Raw genomic sequence first — 17,593 nt, forward strand, 5'->3', positions numbered from 1 at the left:
TACCGGACGCGGTTCACGCCGCTGGAGTCCGGCAGCTCAGGGACCGCTGAGCCAGCGGTCAACGCCCGCGAGAAGTTGCTGCCGCAGGGCGGTCGGGGCGGCGGAGCCGCGGACGCCGTCGGCCGCGACTCGGGCCAGGTCCACATCGGACAGGCCCAGCTGTTCGCGGGCGATGCGGTACTGACCCGCCAGCCCGACCGAGAACAGCAGCGGGTCATCGCTGCCCAACGCCACCGGCACGCCCGCGTCGAGGAACGCCTTGATCGGCACCTCATCCAACCGGTGCACGCCCAGCGGCGGATACGACACCGGGCAGATCTCCATCGTGACGCCGTGCTCGCGCAACAGGTCCAGCGTGGCCACATCGGTTGCGGCCGTGGTGCCGTGCCCGATGCGGTTGGCGCGCAGGACGGTCACGCATTCCGTCACCTGCTCGGGGCCGGTGAAGAAGCCGCCGTGCGGGGTGCGCAGCAGACCTGCGTCCGCGGCGATGCCGAAGGCACGCGCGAAATCGGCGGGCTTGCCAAGGCGCTCGTCGTTGGACAGGCCGAAACCCACCACTCCCGCGCCCGCGTACTTGGCGGCCAGTGCCGCCAACACCTCGGCGTGCTCGGCGGGCCTTGCCCAGCTTGATGCCAAGATCACACCCACCGGCACCGGCGCCTGTTCGGCCGCGTCCAGCACCGCCTCCAAAGCCTGCTCGAAACCGCCGAACGCGGGTGCGTAGGACGTGGGGTCCATTTGGATCTCCGACCAGCCGCAGCCGTCTGCCGCGTCGTCGGCCACCGCCTCCACCACCACCCGGGTCAGGTCCTGCGGGGTGCGGATCAGCGCTCGCGCCGCGTCGTAGCAGCCCTGGAAGTCGTCCCAGCAGGTGGCGTTGTCGTAGTCGAACGGCGCGGGCAGGTCGACGCCGTGCCGCCGGGCGAGGTCGGCCAGGGTCGCCGGGCGCATCGCGCCGGTCAGGTGCAGATGCGGCTGGACCTTCGGCAGGGCGGCGAGATCGCGCATCCGTCCACGTTAGCGCCGACGGCCGATCACGAGCGCCTGCCCGTGATCCAGGCCGCGATCTGCGCCCGGTTGGTATAGCCCAGCTTGCCAAGAATGTGGTCGACATGGGTATCGGCCGTGCGCTTGGCGATGGTCAGCTTCTCGGCGATCTCCCGGTTGGTCAGCCCCTCGGCGATCAGCGCGGCGATCTCCAACTGCCGCTTGGTCAGCCCACCCCGGTCAGTCGCACGGGCGGCGGGCCGGTTCTCCTCCAAGGCGTACCGGACTGCCTCGTCCCAGCTGAGCGCGCGCCCGGCGGCGAAGGCCGCGTCGAAGCCCGGCTCGTCGGCGACCAGCGCCAGATGTTCGCGCTGGGAGTTGTCGAAGGGTACGTAGCTGCTCGGGGAGGCGCCGATCCGATGCCACATCGCGTCGGCGGCGCCGAACAGGGTCGCGGCACGTTCGTGCCTGCCCTGGCGCACGGCGACCCAGGCGAGGGTGTCGGTGATGAAGGACTGGCCGAACCGGTCGCCGATCTCCCACTTGTACCGCAGCGCCCGCTTGCCCGCGGTCTGCGCGCCATCGAGGTCACCGTCGATGACATCCAGCCAGGCCAGACCCCACAGCGTCCAGGCGTGCCAGAACGTCTCGCCCAGCCCGCCGCTGCGGGCGATGCCCTCCGCCAGCACGGCGCGGCCGTCGACGGTGTTGCCGTTGAGTCCCTTGGACATGCCGTAGGTGAAGTAACCCCGCAACTCGCCGCGCAGCACGCCGTGGGTCTGGAAGGTGGCCAGCGCCTCGCCGAACTGCTTCTCCGCGGTGTCCATATCGCCGCCGAACAGATTGATCATGCCCAGGGCGTTGGCCACGTGGCCGCCCGCGACGGCGTCCTCGGTGACCACCACCCGCTCGGCGGCCTCGGCGATCAGCCCGACCTGTTCGACGTCGCCCTGCTCCAAGGCGTGCCAGCCCGCGTAGATGAGGGCCATCCTGCGCTCGGGGGTGTCCTCGGTGGTGGCGTCCAACGCGCGGCACAGCCACATCCTGGCCTCGGTGATGAAGCCGCTGATGTCCCAGTAGTCGTCGATGTGGCCCAGCATCCGCAACGCGGCCTGTGCCTCTCCCGGCTCGGTGAGGCAGAACTCCAGCGCGACCTGCAGGTTCGGGTGCTCGCGGCGCAGCCTGCCCACCCAGGCCACCTGGTTGGAGCTGGGCCACTCCGCCTCGAACCTGGCGGTGATCTCGGCGCACCAGTCCCTGTGCAGCCTGCCCACCCGAACCCGATCGCCTAACTGCTCGAGGCGGTCCTGGCCGTATTCGCGCAACGTCTCCAGCATCCGGAAGCGCACGGTGCCGTCCTGTTCGACGCGGGTCAGCACCGATTTGTCCAACAGCCCGTCGAGCAGCTCCAGCACGTCGAAGCGGTCCACGTCGGGTCCGGCGCACACCGCCTCCGCGGCGGCCAGGTCGAAGCTGCCCGCGAACACGGAGGCCCGCGTCCACACCAGCTGCTCGGCCTTGGAGCACAGCTCGTAGCTCCAGTCGATCGCTGCGCGCAGCGTCTGCTGGCGCTGCGGCGCGGTGCGGGCACCCGCGGTGAGCTCCGGGAGCTTGCGGGTGAGCCGGTCGGCGATCTGCCCCACCGTCAGCGAGCGGATGCGCACCGCGGCCAGTTCGATGGCCAGCGGCAGTCCCTCCAGCAGCCTGCACAGCCGGGCCACGTCGGCGAAGTTCTCCTCGGTGACCGCGAAGTCTGGCGAGACGTCGCGGGCGCGGTCGATGAACAGCCGCGCGGCGTCGTTGGCGCAGAGCTGCTCGGCGGAGGTGACCTGCTCGGGCACGGCCAGCGGCGGCACCGGCAGCACCCGCTCACCGGGCACGCCGAGCGACTGCCTGCTGGTGGTCAGCACCACCAGCCGCGGGCAGGTGGTGACCAGGGCGTTGATCAGCTCGGCCGCGGCGTCGATGAGGTGCTCGCAGTTGTCCAGCACGAGCAGCAGGGCGCGCTCCCGCAGGTGCTCGATGAGCACCTCGACGGCGGGGCGGGCGGACTGGTCGTGCAGGCCCAGCCGGGTCGCGACCAGGTTGTCCAGCAGCCTGCCGTCGCGAAGTTCGGCGAGGTCGACGAAGGCGACCCCGCCGGGGAAGTTCCCGCCGACCTTGGCCATGACCCGGGTGGCCAGCCTGGTCTTGCCAACCCCGCCCGGGCCGGTCAGCGTGACCACGCGCCCCGCGGACAGCAGCCTGCGGACCTCGCCCAGCTCTCGGCCGCGGCCGACGTAACTGGTCGCATCCGGTCCGCTCCCGCGTTCTTCCCCAGCCAACGTCTGATCCGTCCATTCGGTCGTCTCCGCCTTGGATGAGACAGCGGATTCACGTCGCCATTACGGGTATCGCCGAATACGAACGTCGGTTATTCCTCACTGCGGAGATCATCCGCTGAGAGCTTCACCGGCGACAGCCGTGCGATACGGTCAAGATCATTGCAGTTCGCCATCGTTGGCACGCCCAATACCCCGAGATTAACTCTTCCGAGAACTGGGAAGAATATTTCCTATTCCAGATCTTGGGAATGCACCACGTCGGCCGAAGCCGCCCGCAATGGCCCGTCCAGCCAGGCGTCGACCTGGCGCTGACCGCGCAGGCGGACGATGGTGACCCGCTCCCCCGCAGGCGAGTCGGCCAGTTCGATGATCCGGCGCCGGTTGCGGCCGTAGGTCTGCCAAGCCCAGCGCACCACGTGGTCGGACCTGGTGAAGATCGTCCACAGCGGACTTTCGCGGTTGCCGTTCCACAGCTCGGTGCGGTGCAGCCGCCTGCTCACGGTGCGGCGAATCAGCCGGGCGTTGACGGTGAGCCAGGGGTGGTCCAGCCAGATCACCGTGTCGGCGCGGGCGAGCATCATCGGCCGCACGCCGCGGTACTGCCATTCACTCACCCAGTTCGCGCCTGCCGCGATGGCGGCGGCCTCCGCTTCGAAGGCGGGGCGCGGCACCCAGTTCGGGCCGTGGAAAAGCGAGTCGAGTTCGGTGTAAGGCAGGTCCAGCCGTTCGGCGATGGTGCGGGCAAGCGTCGTTTTCCCTGCCCCGGAGGTGCCCGAGACGAGGATGCGCCGGGGGCGTCCCGGCAACGGATCGGCGAAACCCTGTAGTGGCACGGCCAGGCACACTAGCCGGCCGAACCCACTGAACGCACGCAATTTACCTGCGGGTCTGTGGCGGGATTCTGTCTTGATCGGCCATGGCGGGGGCTGGGGATGCGACAGTCGGTGTTCAACCCTGGGGAGAGACCAATGCGCCTGCTTGTGGGAATCGCCGCCCTGTCCCTGCTGGGCGGCCTGATCGTCAACGCGCCTGCCGCGACGGCGGCTGGATGTGTGCGGAGCATGCACATCGTCGCGCATCAGGACGATGACCTGCTGTTCCAGTCGCCCGACCTGCTCACCTCGATCCGGCGGCGGGAATGCGTGAAGACCGTGTACCTCACCGCGGGCGACGCCGGGCTCGGCGTGGAGCGGATGAACACGCGTCACCGCGGCGCGCAGGAGGCCTACGCCACGATGGCGGGCGGGGCCCAATGGCGGGAGGACCGCACCGTCAACGGTGTCACCCGCTGGTTCTCCGGAAGTGTGGAACTGGTCGCGCTGCGGCTGCCGGACGGCAATCCCCGCGGCACGGGTTACCCAAGTACCGGCCACGAATCGATAGCGCGGCTATGGAATGGCGAAATTCCGCAAATACGCCCATTGCTGGCTTTTGCCGGACAGCGGACTTCGTACACGAAGGCCGAGTTGGTCGAAACGGTGGCCAATGAGATTCGCAGCTTCCGCCCGAATCGGATTCGCATTCAGGACGGCCGCGGGGTGATAGGAGCCAACCACGCCGACCACATCTTCGGCGCACAGGTGGCCGACGCCGCCAGCCGCGGCCCAGGCGTTCAGCCGCACCGCCTGGTGGGCTACCTCGACTACAGCTCGCTGGAACGCCCCGAGAACGTCTCGGGGCAGGTCTTGGACGACAAGATCAGGGCTTTCATCGCCTACGCCGCACACGATCCCGACCCCGGCCTGTGCCGCACGGTCGAATCGTGCAAGAGCGACACCGCCAATCCCTACCGCAATTGGCTGCACCGCCAGTACCGGTTCTAGGCGTCCTCGTAGCGCGAGATCTCGATCAGGTTGCCGTCGGGGTCGCGGAAGTACAGCGACACGATCGGTCCGAGGGCGCCGGTGCGGCTGACCGGGCCCTGCTCAATGCGCACGCCGTTCGCGCGGAGGTGTTCCTGGACCTCGCTCAGCGGCGAGGCCGTGATCAGGCACAGGTCGGCGGAGCCGGGGATGGGGTGGGTCGCCCTCGGCTCGTAGGGATCGCCCGCCGGATGCAGGTTGATCTTCTGCTGGCCGAAGGCCACCGCCATCCGGCTCTCACCGAAGATGACCGGCTGCATGCCCAGGATGCGCTGGTAGAAGTCGACCGTGCGCTCGACGTCGGCCACCGTGAGCACCAGGTGGTCCAGCCGGTCAATCCTGATCAAATCGTCCTCCGGGGCAGCCGTCGATCACGGCCGACAGGCTAACCCGAGCCCGATTCAGTGGGCGGCGGCGTCCCAGGAACAGCCGGTTCCGACGGAGACCTCCAGCGGAACGTCCAGTTCGTACGCCGCGCCCATCTGCTCCCTGACCAGCGCCTCGACCTGCTCGTGCTCCCCGTCGAACACCTCGAGCACCAGTTCGTCGTGCACCTGAAGCAGCATCCGCGAGCGCAGACCGGTCTCGGTCAGCGCCGAGTGCACCTTGAGCATGGCGACCTTGATGATATCGGCGGCACTGCCCTGGATCGGGGCGTTGAGCGCCATCCGCTCGGCCATCTCGCGGCGCTGGCGGTTGTCGCTGTTGAGGTCCGGCAAGTACCGGCGGCGGCCCAGGATGGTCTCGGTGTAGCCGTCCTTGCGGGCCCGCTCCACCACCTCCTGGAGGTAGTCGCGGATGCCGCCGAAGCGCTCGAAGTACTCCTTCATCAGGCCGCGCGCCTCCTCGACGGGAATGCGCAGCTGGCCGGAGAGCCCGAACGCGGACAGGCCGTAGGCGAGGCCGTAGTTCATCGCCTTGATCTTGGCGCGCTGCTCATTGGTCACGTCGGTCGGCTCGACACCGAAGACGGTGGCGGCGGTGGCGGCGTGGAAGTCGAAACGGGAGCGGAACGCCTTGATCAGGTCCTCGTCCTCCGACAGGTGCGCCATGATCCGCATCTCGATCTGGCTGTAGTCGGCGGTCATCAACTCCGAGTAGCCCTTGCCGACCACGAACGCGCCGCGGATGCGGCGGCCCTCCTCGGTGCGGATGGGGATGTTCTGCAGGTTCGGGTCGGTAGAGCTGAGCCTGCCGGTGGCGGCGATGGTCTGGTGCAGCGTGGTGTGGATGCGCCCGTCGTCGGCGACGCACTTGAGCAGGCCGTCCACCGTGGACTTCAGGCGGGTGGCGTCGCGGTGCTCCAGCAGGTGGTGCAGGAACGGGTGCTCGGTCTGCTCGTAGAGGTTCTGCAACGCGTCCGCGTCGGTGGTGTAGCCGGTCTTGGTGCGCTTGGTCTTGGGCATGTTCAGCTCGTCGAACAACACGACCTGGAGCTGCTTGGGGGAGCCGAGGTTGATCTCCTTGCCGATCACCGCGTAGGCGTCCTGCGCGGCCTGCTTCACCCGCCCCGCGAAATGCGCCTCCAGCTCGGCAAGCTGCTGGCTGTCCACGGCGATGCCCGCGTCCTCGAGGTCGGCGATGACGCCCAGCAGCGGCAGTTCGAGCTCGGCCAGCAGCTTCGCGCCGCCCAGCCTGGACAGCTCCGCGTCCAGCGCGTCGGCCAACTCGGCGATGGCGCGGGCCCGCAGTACCTCGTTGTCGGCGGCCTTGGCGGCGTCGGTGTCCTCGTCGGCCAGCAGCGAGAGCTGGCCGCCGTTGTCGGCCTCCTCGGCGCGCAGCTCGCGCTTGAGGTAACGCAGCACCAGGTCGGCGAGGTCGAAGGCCCGCTGTCCCGGCCGCGCCAGGTAGGCGGCGAGCGCGGTGTCGCTGGTCAGGCCGCGCAGGTCCCAGCCGCGCTGCCGCAGCGTGTGGATCGCCAGCTTGGACTCGTGCGCGGCCTTGGGCACGGACTCGTCGGCCAGCCATTCCCCCAGCGCCCGCTCGTCCTCGGGCGTGAGCACGGTGACGTCCAGGTAGCCGCCTTGCCCTTCGGCGCCCGCGATGGCCAGGCCGCTGAGGTCCCCGCTGCCCGCCAGCCACTGGCCCTGCACGGACAGGGCCATGCGGTGCCCGGTGCGGGCGTGCTCGGCCAGCCAGCCTGCCACCGAACCGGCCGCGACCAGCTCGCCCTGGACGTCGAAGCCCTCCTCGGCCTCCGGCTCGGCGCTGCTGAGGGTGGCGAACAGGCGCTCGCGCAGCACGCGGAACTCCAGCTCGTCGAACAGCCGGTGCACCGCGTCGCGGTCCCACTGCCGCACCGCGAGGTCCTCGGGAGTGAACTCCAGCTCCATATCGCGGACAAGCTCGGTGAGCTGCCGGTTCAGCAGCACCGACGACAGGTTGGCGCGCAGCGCGTCACCGGCCTTGCCCTTCACCTCGTCCACCCGGTCCACCAGGCCCGCCAGCGAGCCGAACTCCTGAATCCACTTGGTGATGGTCTTCTCGCCGACGCCGGGGATCTTGGGCAGGTTGTCCGACGGGTCGCCGCGCAGCGCCGCGAAGTCGGGGTACTGCGCGGGCGAGAGGCCGTACTTCTCCTGGACCTTCGCCGGGGTGAACCTGGCCAGCTCGGAGACGCCCTTGACCGGGTAGAGCACCGTGGTGTGGTCGGTGACCAGCTGCAACGCGTCCCGGTCGCCGGTACAGATGAGGGTCTCGAAGCCCTGCTGCTCGGCCTGGGTGACGAGGGTGGCGATGATGTCGTCGGCCTCGTAGTTGTCCTTGCTGCACTGCGAGATCGACAGCGCCGCCAGGATGTCCTTGATGAGGCCGACCTGCCCGCGGAACTCGTCGGGGGTGCTGCTGCGGTTGGCCTTGTACTCGGCGTAGGCCTCGGTGCGGAAGGTCTGCCTGGACACGTCGAATGCCACGCACAGGTGGGTGGGCTGCTCGTCGCGGAGCAGGTTGATGAGCATCGAGGTGAACCCGTAGACCGCGTTGGTGGTCTGTCCGGTGCCGGTTTGGAAGTTCTCCTTGGGCAGGGCGAAGAAGGCCCGATACGCCATCGAGTGGCCGTCGATCAGGAGAAGGCGGCGATTTTGGACACTACCCGCGGGTTCACTCACGGAGGCGAGTCTAGGGTGAGCCCCTGACAGTTTCCGACTTCACCGGTTTGGAGGATGGCATGGCGGGTGTTCAGATGCCTGGCGGCCTGGATGTGGATCAGCTCACCGACCGCATGGGCATCGACATCACGCACGCCGAGCCGGATGAGGTGCGCGGCACGATGCCCGTCGCGGGCAACCTCCAGCCCTACGGCCTGCTGCACGGCGGCGCCAACGCGGTGCTCGCCGAGACACTGGGCTCGCTCGCCGCCGCGCTGTACGCCGCGCCGAACGCCATCGCGGTCGGGCTGGAGCTGTCCTGCACCCACCACCGCGCCGCGCGGTCCGGCCGGGTCAACGGGGTGTGCAGGCCGATCCACACCGGTCGCAGCACCGCGACCTACGAGATCGTGATCACCGACGAGGACGGCAAGCGCACCTGCACCTCGCGGCTGACCTGCATCCTGCGGGAGCGTCCGCCCGGTTCGTGACCTATACGATGTCCGCGCTCAAGGGGGTAGCAGGTGGACATCTTCGACGAGCCGGATGCGGCCGAGCCGCCGCGTCGACCGGCCAAGACCTGGTGGCGGCTGGCGCTGCTCGCCGTGGGTCTCGGCCTGCTCATCCAGGTGGCCGCGGCGCTCTACATCGGCGGCAACTACGACTACCACCGCATCCCCGGCAACGCGATGGGCGGCACGGCGCCCGCGGGTTCGGCCGTGTACTCAACCGACGGCCTGTCCGGTGGAGTCGGACGCGGCGACCTGATCATCCACCACGCGCCCGGCTGGCCGCGGGCCACCTCCGACGGGGTGTATCTGCGCCGCGTGATCGGGGTCGGGGATGACACGATCGTGTGCTGTGATGCCCTGGACCGGCTGTTGGTGAACGGGCAGCCGGTGCGGGAGGACTACGTCGCGCCGCTGAACCCGCTGCTGCCGGACGATCTGCGCTTCGTGCCGTTCGAGACGGTGGTGCCGCCAGGCCGATACTTCGTGCTCGGCGACGACCGGGGGAACGCGGTGGATTCCCGCTCCGCCCTGGACACCGCCGAGCAGGGTTCGATCGGGCCTGAGGAGATCGAGGGCAAGGTCGTGTGGATCTCCGCCTCTCCCCTGCCGGGCCCGCAGGCCTGGCCGCTGGTGGTCGCATTCCTGGTGATCACGCTGGCCACGGTCGTGCAAGCGGTGGTGTTCATCGTCGGGGTGTTCGCGCTGGTCACCAGGCCCATGCGCGGCACGCCATGATCCTGGAGAAGGCCGCGCTCGGCGCCGCGCTGGGGCTCGGGGCGGGTTTGGCGCCCGGTCCGATGCTGAGCCTGGTGGTCCTCGCCGGGTTGCGCGGCGGTCCGCTCGCGGGTGCGGCGGTCGGCGCGGTGCCGTTGGCCAGCGACCTGCCGATCGTGGTGGTCTCGTTGCTGGCGGCGTCGCTGGTGTCGGACTCGGTGTTGATGGCGCTGACGCTGTGCGGCGGGGTTCTGGTGCTGTGGCTGGGCGTGGACGCCGCCCGCACCAGCCTGCGCCGCTCCCCCACCGAGCAACCAGCGCCGCCCGGATTCGGCAAGGCGGTGCTGGTGAACCTGTTCAGCCCGCACCCCTGGCTGTTCTGGGTCACCGTCGGTGGCCCTATCACCATCGCCGCCTGGCACCTCACCCCAAGCGCGGCCGCAGCTTTCGTCGCCGCGTTCTATTTGCTGCTGATCGGCAGCAAAGCGGGATTGGGGGTATTGGTCGGCCTCACCCGCCACCGCCTGAGCCCCAAGGCCCACACCGCGATCGGCATGGCGTCGGCCTTACTCATGCTGGGCTCCGGTGCCGTGCTGATCGCCTCCGCTGTGGCCTGAATGGCCGCAGCGGCATGATGTCGACCCAGGCGAACATGATGTCCCCCTGGGGGATCATGATGTCGACCTGGGGGCGCATCGTAGAAGCCGAATTCAGGTTCCCCGCTAGAGGCTTTTGGATTCAGAAGGCGGCCAGACACCGGTGGGAGGTCGCCCTACTCCACTTGGGCGGCTTCGCTCGACTTGGTCAACACAACTCCAGCGCATCTTGGATGAGGATCAAGGGCTTCTTCTTGAACACCGGATTGTCCGAATCGGCCCAGATCGGGTCGATCGGTGGATAGCCGCGCCCGATTGCCATCCCGTTGAGCCCCCACTTGTTGCCGTCAGGATCGACGAAAATCGCGCGCGATGGTGGCTCACACACCAGCTGCCCGTGATCCACCGTGAGCGGCCATGCGTCTCCGTATTCGGCGCGCGAGATAGCACCCGGTGCTTTCTCCGGGGCTTCGCTGCTGTTGCCGCTGTCCGATGACGCGCAACCGGCCAGTAGGACGACAGCGGCGATTCCAGCAAACATCGCCGCCATGGCGACCTCCCGCGGACTGTGTCCGATGGAACCCCGTGAGTGGCAACCTCGGTCGCGGCCTCGGTTGCCACTCACGGGTGTTGCTCACACTGTTTGTTCCTCGCCGAGGTAGGCCGCGCGGACGCGGGGGTCGGCCAGGAGTTCCGTGCCGGGGCCTTCCAAGGTGGTGCGGCCCAGGTCGATGACGTAGGCGCGGTCCGAAAGGGCCAGTGCCGCCAGGGCGTTCTGTTCGACCAGCAGCACCGTGGTGCCTGCCGCGGACAGTTCCTTGATGGTGTCGAAGATCTTCTGCGTCATGATGGGTGAGAGGCCCATGGAGGGCTCGTCCAGCATGAGCAGCCGGGGCTTGGACATCAGGGCGCGGCCGATGGCGAGCATCTGCTGCTCGCCGCCGGAGAACAGGCCCGCTTTGTTGGTACTGCGCTCGCCGAGCACCGGGAACAGGTCGTAGACCTTTTGGATGTCGGCGGCGATGCCGCTGTCCCGGCGGGCGTAGGCGCCGAGCAGCAGGTTCTCCTCCACCGTCATCCTCGGGAACAGCCTGCGACCCTCGGGGCAGTGCGCGAGGCCCCGCTCCAGGATCTTGTGCGCGGGCTGGCCGTGGATGGGCTTGCCGTCGAAGAAGATCTCGCCTGCTCGGGGGCGGTGCAGACCGGAGATGGTGCGCAGGGTGGTGGTCTTGCCCGCGCCGTTGCTGCCGATCACCGAGACGATCTGGCCGGACTCCACCTCGAACGAGACGTCCCGCACCGCCTCGATCGCGCCGTAGGCGACGCTGAGGTTGCGGACTTCGAGCAGGCTCATGACTCTCCTCCGGCGGCTTGAACCACCTCGCGGACTTCCTCCGGCGGCTTGCCGAGGTAGGCCTCGATGACCCGCGGATCGCCACGGACCTCGTCGGGGGTGCCTTCGACCAGCAGCTTTCCCTGCACCAGCACGGAAACCCGGTCGCAGAGTGTGAAGATGAACTTGGTGTCGTGCTCGATCACCACCACCGAGACGCCCAGGTCGCGGATGGCGAAGATGAGCTTGCGGGTGGCCTCCGTCTCCTGCGGGTTCATGCCCGCCGTGGGCTCGTCCAGCAGCAGCACCGAGGGGTCGGTGGCCAGCGCGCGGGCGATCTCCAGCCGCCGCTGGTCGCCGTAGGGCAGGTTGCGGGCGAGTTCGTGCTCCACCCGGCTCAAGCCGACGAAGCCGAGAAGCTCGCGGGTCCGCTCTTTCGCCGCTGCCTCGCCCTTGCGGTAGCGAGGGCCGTGGAACACCGACGCGATCGGGCCCTGCTTCATCCGCACATGCCTGCCGACCAGAACGTTCTCCTGGGCGGTCATGCTGGGGAAGAGCCGGATGTTCTGGAACGTCCGCGCCATCCCGGCCTGCGTCACTCGCGCCGGGTCGTGCGGCAACTCCTTGCCGTGCAGCGTGACCCGGCCCTCCGCGGGCGTGTACAGACCCGTGAGACAGTTGAAGAAGGTGGTCTTGCCCGCCCCGTTGGGGCCGATCAGACCGACGATCTGCCGCTGCTCCAGTCTCATCGAGACATCCTGGAGGGCGACCAGACCGCCGAACCTCATCGTCACGTTGTCCGCCAGCAGCACGGTCGTCTTCTCCGCCGCCGCGGCGGTCTTCTCCTCGGCCGGAGCGGTCATGCCTTCGCCTCCTTCAGCGAACCGGCGGGCACTACCTCGTCCAACGCGCGCCCCTCGGGGTCCTCGTCGACCAGTTCCGCCCGGCGGTGTTCATCGGGCACCAGACCCTGCGGGCGGAACCGCATGATCAGCACCAGCGCCAGACCGAAGAACAGCAGCCGGTACTCGTTGAACTCACGCAGCTTCTCCGGCAGCACGAACAGCAGCGACGAACCCAGTACGGCACCGGGGATGGTGCCCATGCCGCCGAGGATCACCGCCGCCAGCAGCGTCACCGACTCGATGAACTGGAAGCTGTTGTAGGCGACCGTGCTCGTCTTGTGCGCGAACACCGCGCCTGCGAGGCCCGCGAGGGTCGCACCGACCACGAACGCCAGGATCTTGGCCCGTCCGGTGACGATGCCCATCGCGCGGGCGGCGTCCTCGTCCTCCCGGATTGCGATCCAGGCGCGGCCGATGCGCGAGTTCTTCAGGTTCGCGAACACCGCCATGACCGCGGCGATCAGCACCACGATCAACGCGTAGTACAGCACTCCGCTGGGCAGCGAGATGCCGCCCAACTCCAGCGGCTGGCTGAACCCCAAGCCGAAGAGGTTGACCTCGGGGATGTTGGGGATGGCGTTGGAACCGTTGGTCAGGCCGCCGATGTCGTTCTGCGCGCTGCGGACGAAGATCTCGCCGAACGCGAGGGTGACGATGGCGAGGTAGTCACCCCGCACCCGGAGCGTCGGCGAACCGACGATCCCGCCGAAGATCCCGGCGACGATCGCCGCCAGCACCGCGGCCACGATGAACGGCAGCCGGATGTCGAAGGCCGCCGCCGCGGCACCCGAGACGTTGGCCGCGACGAACGCGCCGATGCCGAGGAAGGCCACGTAGCCGAGGTCGAGCAGGCCCGCGAGCCCGACGACCACGTTCAGGCCGATGGCGGTCGCCGCGTAGATGCCGATGTTGGCCGCCACCGTCATCCAGTACTGGCTGCCCGCCTCGGTGAACGGCAGCGCCAGCGCGCATCCGAGCAGCACCACGATGGAGAACCCGCGGTGCAGTTCGGACACCCTGCCGATCCAGGTCAGGACGCCAGCGCCGTGCAGCGCGCCGAGCAGGCCGCCCGCGAAACCGAGGAACGACAGGAACATCGCGCCTGCGTGCGGATTGGCCACCCCGCCCTCGCCGCCCGCGGTGAGCACCATCGACACCATCACCAGCAGACCGGCGAAGGACACCAGCAGCAGCGGCCAGGCCACCCAGCGGGACTGGTTCGGCGAGAAGCGGACCGGCTCCCCGATGCCGAGGGCGATCCCGCCCAGGACCAACACGAGACCACCGACGGCGCCCGCGATGGGGCCGAGGCCGAGTGCCCCGAGGCCGCCGCCCTTGACGGCGATGAACGCCATGTTGATCAGCGAGACGGCCAGCGCGCCCCAGCCGATCGCCCGCAGCACCCTGCCCTGTCCTGGCAGCGCCCGGACGATGGCGTAGAGCGCCGCGAGCAGGCCGAGCAGCAGCAGATGCGCCCGGTACTCGATCACGGCGAACGGCGCGTCGAAGTACGGCAGGGTCGCCTTGGCCGGGTAGGCGCCCTGGTTGAGGACGAACGTCGCCCACGGCAGCAGCGCCGCGACCACGAGCAGCAGGGCCCCCGCGATCGTGAGCGGCCGCGCGAAGGCGGGTTTGATCAGTGCGGACAACCTGTTCATGCGCGCACCCTCTCCGTCTCGCCGAACAGGCCCTGCGGCCGGAACACCAGCACCACGATCAGCAGGACGAAGATCCACACGTAGTCGTACTGGGCGCCGCCGGGCAGGTACTGGCCGCCCATGGTCTTGATCAGGCCGATGATGAAGCCTCCGATGACGGCGCCGCGGATGCTGCCGATGCCGCCGAGCACCGCGGCCGTGAACGCGAAGATGCCGTTCTGGAAGCCGATCTCGGTGTCGAGGTTGGTCAGGTGGATGCCGTACAGCACGCCCGCCACACCGGCGAGGACCGCGCCGAAGACGAAGGTCAGCACGATCGTCCGGTTCGGGTCGACGCCCATCAGCCGCGCGATGTCCGGATCCTGGGCGGTGGCACGCATGGCCCGGCCCATCCGCGAGGTGTTGATGTAGGTCTGGAGCAGGAACGCGAGCACCAGCGACACGGCGACCAGCAGCACGCCGGTGGCCGGAATGTTCAGCGTGCCGCCGGGCACCGAGATCACGAACTGGTGGTCGACGAACGTCCGCGGGAAGGGCACCGCCGCGGTGGCCCCCGGATACCAGATCCGCACCGCTTCCTTCAGCGCCACCGAGACGCCGAGGGCGGTGATCAGCGGTGCGAGTCTGCCCGCGCCTCGCAGTGGGCGGTACGCGAGTCGCTCCATGAGCACCGCGATCACCACCGCGACCAGCGCACCGCCGATGATCATCAGCGGCAGTGTCAGGTACCAGGTCTGCTTGAGACCGTCGGGCAGGACGTAGGAATAGGTGGCCAGCGCCGCGAAGCCGCCGACCATGAACACTTCGCCGTGGGCGAAGTTGATGAGCTGAATGATGCCGTAAACCATCGTGTAACCCAGCGCGATCAGCCCGATCAGCGCGCCGAACACGACACCGTTGGACAACTGCTGTAGCAGCGTCGCCACGGGTCACCTCCCTGTGAAGTCCCCCAGATAGCCGGTAGTGACGTGTGCCCGGTGGAGCCGAGGCGGCTCCACCGGGCACGACGGGGTGACGATCACTTCTTCTCGTAGGTCCCGGTGTCCACGTCGGTCCACTTGCCGCCGCCCACCTGGTACACGGTCAGCAGCTTGTTGGTGCTGTCGCCGTACTGGTCGAACTTGACCTCACCGGTGGCGCCCTGGCCGGTGTACGCGGCGAGGTTGGTGATCAGGGCGTCGCGCTTGTCCTTGGCCCAGTCGCCGGACTCCAGCGTCTTGCCCAGCGCGCCGATGATGGCGTTGGCCGCGTCGTAGGAGAACGCACCGTAGGCGCTGAAGCTCTCCTTGAAGCCCTTGGCGTTGTAGGCGTCAACGAAGGACTTCGATGAGGCCAGCTTCTCCGCGGGGGCGCCGACCGAGGTGGCCAGGTCGCCGTCCTTGCCGCCGAGGTCGATGAACTTCGGGTCGAAGATGCCGTCGCCGCCCATCAGCGGAACGTTCAGACCGGCGTCCTTCATCTGCCGGGACAGCGGGCCCGCTGCCGGGTACTCGCCGCCGTAGTAAACCGCGTCCGGAGCCAGTGGCTTGACCTTGGCGATCACCCCGGAAAAGTCGGTGTCCTTCTCGCCAACCTTTTCTTCACCAACAATCTTCGCGCCGTTCGCCACCGCTTCCTTCTTGAACTCGGCGGCGAGGCCATCACCGTAGGTCTTGCCGTCGGTAATGATGGCGATGCTCTTCTTTCCGCCCTTGGTCGTCATATACCGGGCGGCGAATGGCCCCTGCAGGTCGTCGGTGGCGCAGGTCCGGAAATAGTTCTTGAACTGCCGTGCAGGCGCCGTAGCGTACTCCCCGCCGCGAGTGAGCGACGGGTTGGTGTTGGCCGGAGAGACCATGAGCACATTGGCCTGCGCCAGCACGGGCTGGACGCTCTGGGCGACGGAGGAGTTCAGGGTTCCGATGACCGCGGCGACCTGCTCGCTGGAGGCGAGCTTGGTGGCAGCCTGCGCGCCGATCTGCGGGGTGGCCTGGTCGTCCTCTGCCTGCAACGCGAGCTTGTAGCCCTTGACCGCGCACTTCTCATTGGCCTGGTCAACGGCCAACTGCGCGGAGTTCTTGATGCCGAGGCCCAGTGCGGAAAGGTTACCGCTCAAAGGTGCGATGACGCCGAGTACCAGCGTTCCCTTGCTGGTGTCGCAGTTGCCGCCTCCGCCGCCACCGCTCTCGGTCTTGTTGGTGCCGCAGCCGACCGCCGACCCAGCCACCAACAAGGCCCCCGCCATCACCACTGCGGCCCTCATTGTCTGTTTCCGCACGTGATGCTCCTCCCTCTCACCCGGCCGCGCGCTTCGCGCTGACCGCTGTGCCCCAGCACACACGCGGGGCATGCGCGGAACCTAAGCGATGAAGTCGGAAATAGTCATCGGGAGCGGGGGCTTGTGACCAGAACGCAACGGATATGTATACGCTTTCGCGATAACCGGAGACGATCAGGGCGCGCGACAAAAAGTCGATCAGTAAATACCAGCAGAATTGCTTCGTCAAGTTGAAGCATCACGGAACTTTCGCGTATCCAAATGCCTGGTCCGGACAGGCCAAATGGAGCAGCTTGTTAACAAAAACGATCACCGCGGTAACGCCGGTGTTCAGTTGAGGCTCTCCAGCACGGCCTTGGCCACGTCGCGCATGGTGGAGCGGCGGTCCATCGCGGTGCGCTGGAGCCACCGGAACGCGTCCGGCTCGGACAGGCCTTGGCGGGCCATCAGCAGTCCCTTGGCGCGCTCGATGAGCTTGCGCGTCTCCAGCCGGTCCTGAAGGCCCGCGACCTCGGCTTCCAGGGCCGTGACCTCGGCGAACCGGGACATGGCCAGTTCGATGGCGGGGATGAGGTCGCGCTTGACGAACGGCTTGACCAGGTACGCCATGGCGCCGGCGTCGCGGGCCCGCTCCACGAGTTCGCGCTGGCTGAACGCGGTGAGGATGACGACCGGCGCGATTCGCTCGCCCGCGATGGTCGACGCGGCGGCGATCCCGTCCACCTTGGGCATCTTGACGTCCAGGATGACCAGATCGGGCTTGAGGTCCTTGGCCAGGTCCACGGCCTGCTCGCCGTCGGCGGCCTCCCCGACGACCTGGTAGCCCTCCTCGCGGAGCATCTCGACCAGGTCCAACCGGATGAGCGCCTCGTCCTCGGCGACCAGCACCCGCTTGGCTGTCTGGACGTCCTGTGAAACCGCGCCCTGTGCGTCACCAGCCTGCTGAGTCACCGTTGCCTCCCTGATCGCGCCTGCCCGACCGCGTCGAGCGAGCCCAAAGCCTACCGCCCAGTAGCCGAATCCGGCTGCTCAGCCGCTCCCCGGTTGTGTCGCGCCGTCGGATATCACACGCGGTGCTGTGCGCGGGCCCTGACCGGCGCGCCACCGGCCAGGACCCGGGGACCTCAGGCGGCCTTGAGCACCTCGTCCAGCACACCGGACTTGACATCGTCGATCAGCACCCGCAACTGCTCGATGCTCATTTGGATGCGCTGCCCGAAGTCGTCGGTGATGACGACCCGCTTCTCATCGGGGGCCGCGCTGTCCAGGTACAGCTCCGGGCAGCCGCAGTCGCAGCTTCCGCAGAAGGTGGCCACATGCCGCAGTTCGCTCAAGTCCATCGGGACTCCGTTTCAC

17 protein-coding genes are annotated in these 17,593 nt (G+C 68.3%); 4 read left to right on the forward strand and 13 right to left on the reverse strand.

Translation table 11 applies throughout. From position 1 onward, the window contains the following. Positions 1 to 36: 36 nt before the first annotated feature. From add to ACU6XJ_RS00635, 3 genes are all read right to left on the reverse strand, one after another. Positions 37 to 1,011, reverse strand: coding sequence for an adenosine deaminase (add, locus tag ACU6XJ_RS00625; RefSeq protein WP_476305695.1), 975 nt, complete (start codon positions 1,009 to 1,011; stop codon positions 37 to 39). A 26-nt stretch (positions 1,012 to 1,037) separates the two neighbouring features. Continuing rightward, a complete protein-coding gene (locus tag ACU6XJ_RS00630; protein WP_476305697.1) occupies positions 1,038 to 3,314 on the reverse strand; it encodes an ATP-binding protein in 2,277 nt (758 codons plus the stop codon). 230 nt (positions 3,315 to 3,544) lie between these two features. Beyond that, positions 3,545 to 4,147: a P-loop NTPase family protein gene (locus ACU6XJ_RS00635; protein ID WP_476305698.1), complete on the reverse strand. Its 603-nt coding sequence runs from the start codon at positions 4,145 to 4,147 to the stop codon at positions 3,545 to 3,547. A gap of 135 nt (positions 4,148 to 4,282) precedes the next feature. On the opposite strand from ACU6XJ_RS00635, the gene ACU6XJ_RS00640 reads away from it, so the two are divergent. Next, positions 4,283 to 5,137 carry a PIG-L family deacetylase gene (locus tag ACU6XJ_RS00640; RefSeq protein ID WP_476305701.1) on the forward strand — a complete coding sequence of 285 codons (855 nt, stop codon included), beginning with the start codon at positions 4,283 to 4,285 and terminating at the stop codon, positions 5,135 to 5,137. Here the strand turns inward: ACU6XJ_RS00640 and ACU6XJ_RS00645 are convergent. Both ACU6XJ_RS00645 and polA read right to left on the reverse strand, forming a co-directional pair. Further along, positions 5,134 to 5,523 (reverse strand): VOC family protein, encoded by a 390-nt coding sequence (locus tag ACU6XJ_RS00645; protein ID WP_476305703.1) that lies wholly within the window; start codon positions 5,521 to 5,523, stop codon positions 5,134 to 5,136. The two genes, ACU6XJ_RS00640 and ACU6XJ_RS00645, sit on opposite strands and share 4 nt — an antisense overlap. A gap of 54 nt (positions 5,524 to 5,577) precedes the next feature. After that, positions 5,578 to 8,223: a DNA polymerase I gene (polA, locus tag ACU6XJ_RS00650; RefSeq protein ID WP_476313741.1), complete on the reverse strand. Its 2,646-nt coding sequence runs from the start codon at positions 8,221 to 8,223 to the stop codon at positions 5,578 to 5,580. Between the two features lie 119 nt (positions 8,224 to 8,342). Between polA and ACU6XJ_RS00655 the strand changes: the two genes are divergently transcribed. From ACU6XJ_RS00655 to ACU6XJ_RS00665, 3 genes are read left to right on the forward strand one after another with little or no spacing between them, the layout of a single operon-like run. Continuing rightward, complete coding sequence (locus ACU6XJ_RS00655; protein ID WP_476305705.1) at positions 8,343 to 8,753, forward strand: hotdog fold thioesterase; 411 nt, start codon at positions 8,343 to 8,345, stop codon at positions 8,751 to 8,753. A 33-nt stretch (positions 8,754 to 8,786) separates the two neighbouring features. Next, entirely contained in the window at positions 8,787 to 9,509 is a 723-nt protein-coding gene (lepB, locus tag ACU6XJ_RS00660; protein WP_476305706.1) for a signal peptidase I, read from the forward strand. Then, complete coding sequence (locus ACU6XJ_RS00665; protein WP_476305707.1) at positions 9,506 to 10,105, forward strand: LysE family translocator; 600 nt, start codon at positions 9,506 to 9,508, stop codon at positions 10,103 to 10,105. The genes lepB and ACU6XJ_RS00665 overlap by 4 nt, the downstream gene beginning before the upstream one ends. Positions 10,106 to 10,292: 187 nt before the next feature. Here ACU6XJ_RS00665 and ACU6XJ_RS00670 read toward each other — a convergent pair whose 3' ends face one another. The 8 genes from ACU6XJ_RS00670 to ACU6XJ_RS00705 form a co-directional block, all read right to left on the reverse strand. Beyond that, positions 10,293 to 10,634: a DUF2511 domain-containing protein gene (locus ACU6XJ_RS00670; RefSeq protein ID WP_476305710.1), complete on the reverse strand. Its 342-nt coding sequence runs from the start codon at positions 10,632 to 10,634 to the stop codon at positions 10,293 to 10,295. Positions 10,635 to 10,718: 84 nt separating this feature from the next. Continuing rightward, a complete protein-coding gene (locus ACU6XJ_RS00675; protein WP_476305711.1) occupies positions 10,719 to 11,438 on the reverse strand; it encodes an ABC transporter ATP-binding protein in 720 nt (239 codons plus the stop codon). Then, positions 11,435 to 12,280 (reverse strand): ABC transporter ATP-binding protein, encoded by an 846-nt coding sequence (locus ACU6XJ_RS00680; RefSeq protein ID WP_476305712.1) that lies wholly within the window; start codon positions 12,278 to 12,280, stop codon positions 11,435 to 11,437. Before ACU6XJ_RS00680 ends, ACU6XJ_RS00675 begins: the two co-directional genes overlap by 4 nt. Next, positions 12,277 to 13,980, reverse strand: a complete 1,704-nt coding sequence (locus ACU6XJ_RS00685) for a branched-chain amino acid ABC transporter permease (protein ID WP_476305714.1) — start codon at positions 13,978 to 13,980, stop codon at positions 12,277 to 12,279. Before ACU6XJ_RS00685 ends, ACU6XJ_RS00680 begins: the two co-directional genes overlap by 4 nt. Continuing rightward, on the reverse strand, positions 13,977 to 14,906 hold the full coding sequence (locus ACU6XJ_RS00690; protein WP_476305717.1) for a branched-chain amino acid ABC transporter permease: 930 nt from the start codon (positions 14,904 to 14,906) through the stop codon (positions 13,977 to 13,979). Before ACU6XJ_RS00690 ends, ACU6XJ_RS00685 begins: the two co-directional genes overlap by 4 nt. A 92-nt stretch (positions 14,907 to 14,998) precedes the next feature. After that, complete coding sequence (locus tag ACU6XJ_RS00695) at positions 14,999 to 16,237, reverse strand: branched-chain amino acid ABC transporter substrate-binding protein (RefSeq protein WP_476305719.1); 1,239 nt, start codon at positions 16,235 to 16,237, stop codon at positions 14,999 to 15,001. A 330-nt stretch (positions 16,238 to 16,567) separates the two neighbouring features. Then, the gene (locus ACU6XJ_RS00700) at positions 16,568 to 17,188 is read right to left on the reverse strand and encodes an ANTAR domain-containing response regulator (RefSeq protein WP_476305721.1); all 621 of its coding nucleotides are present in this window, start codon (positions 17,186 to 17,188) and stop codon (positions 16,568 to 16,570) included. Positions 17,189 to 17,361: 173 nt separating this feature from the next. Further along, entirely contained in the window at positions 17,362 to 17,577 is a 216-nt protein-coding gene (locus ACU6XJ_RS00705) for a hypothetical protein (RefSeq protein WP_476305724.1), read from the reverse strand. Positions 17,578 to 17,593 lie beyond the last annotated feature (16 nt).

Source organism: Actinorectispora metalli, assembly GCF_056323685.1.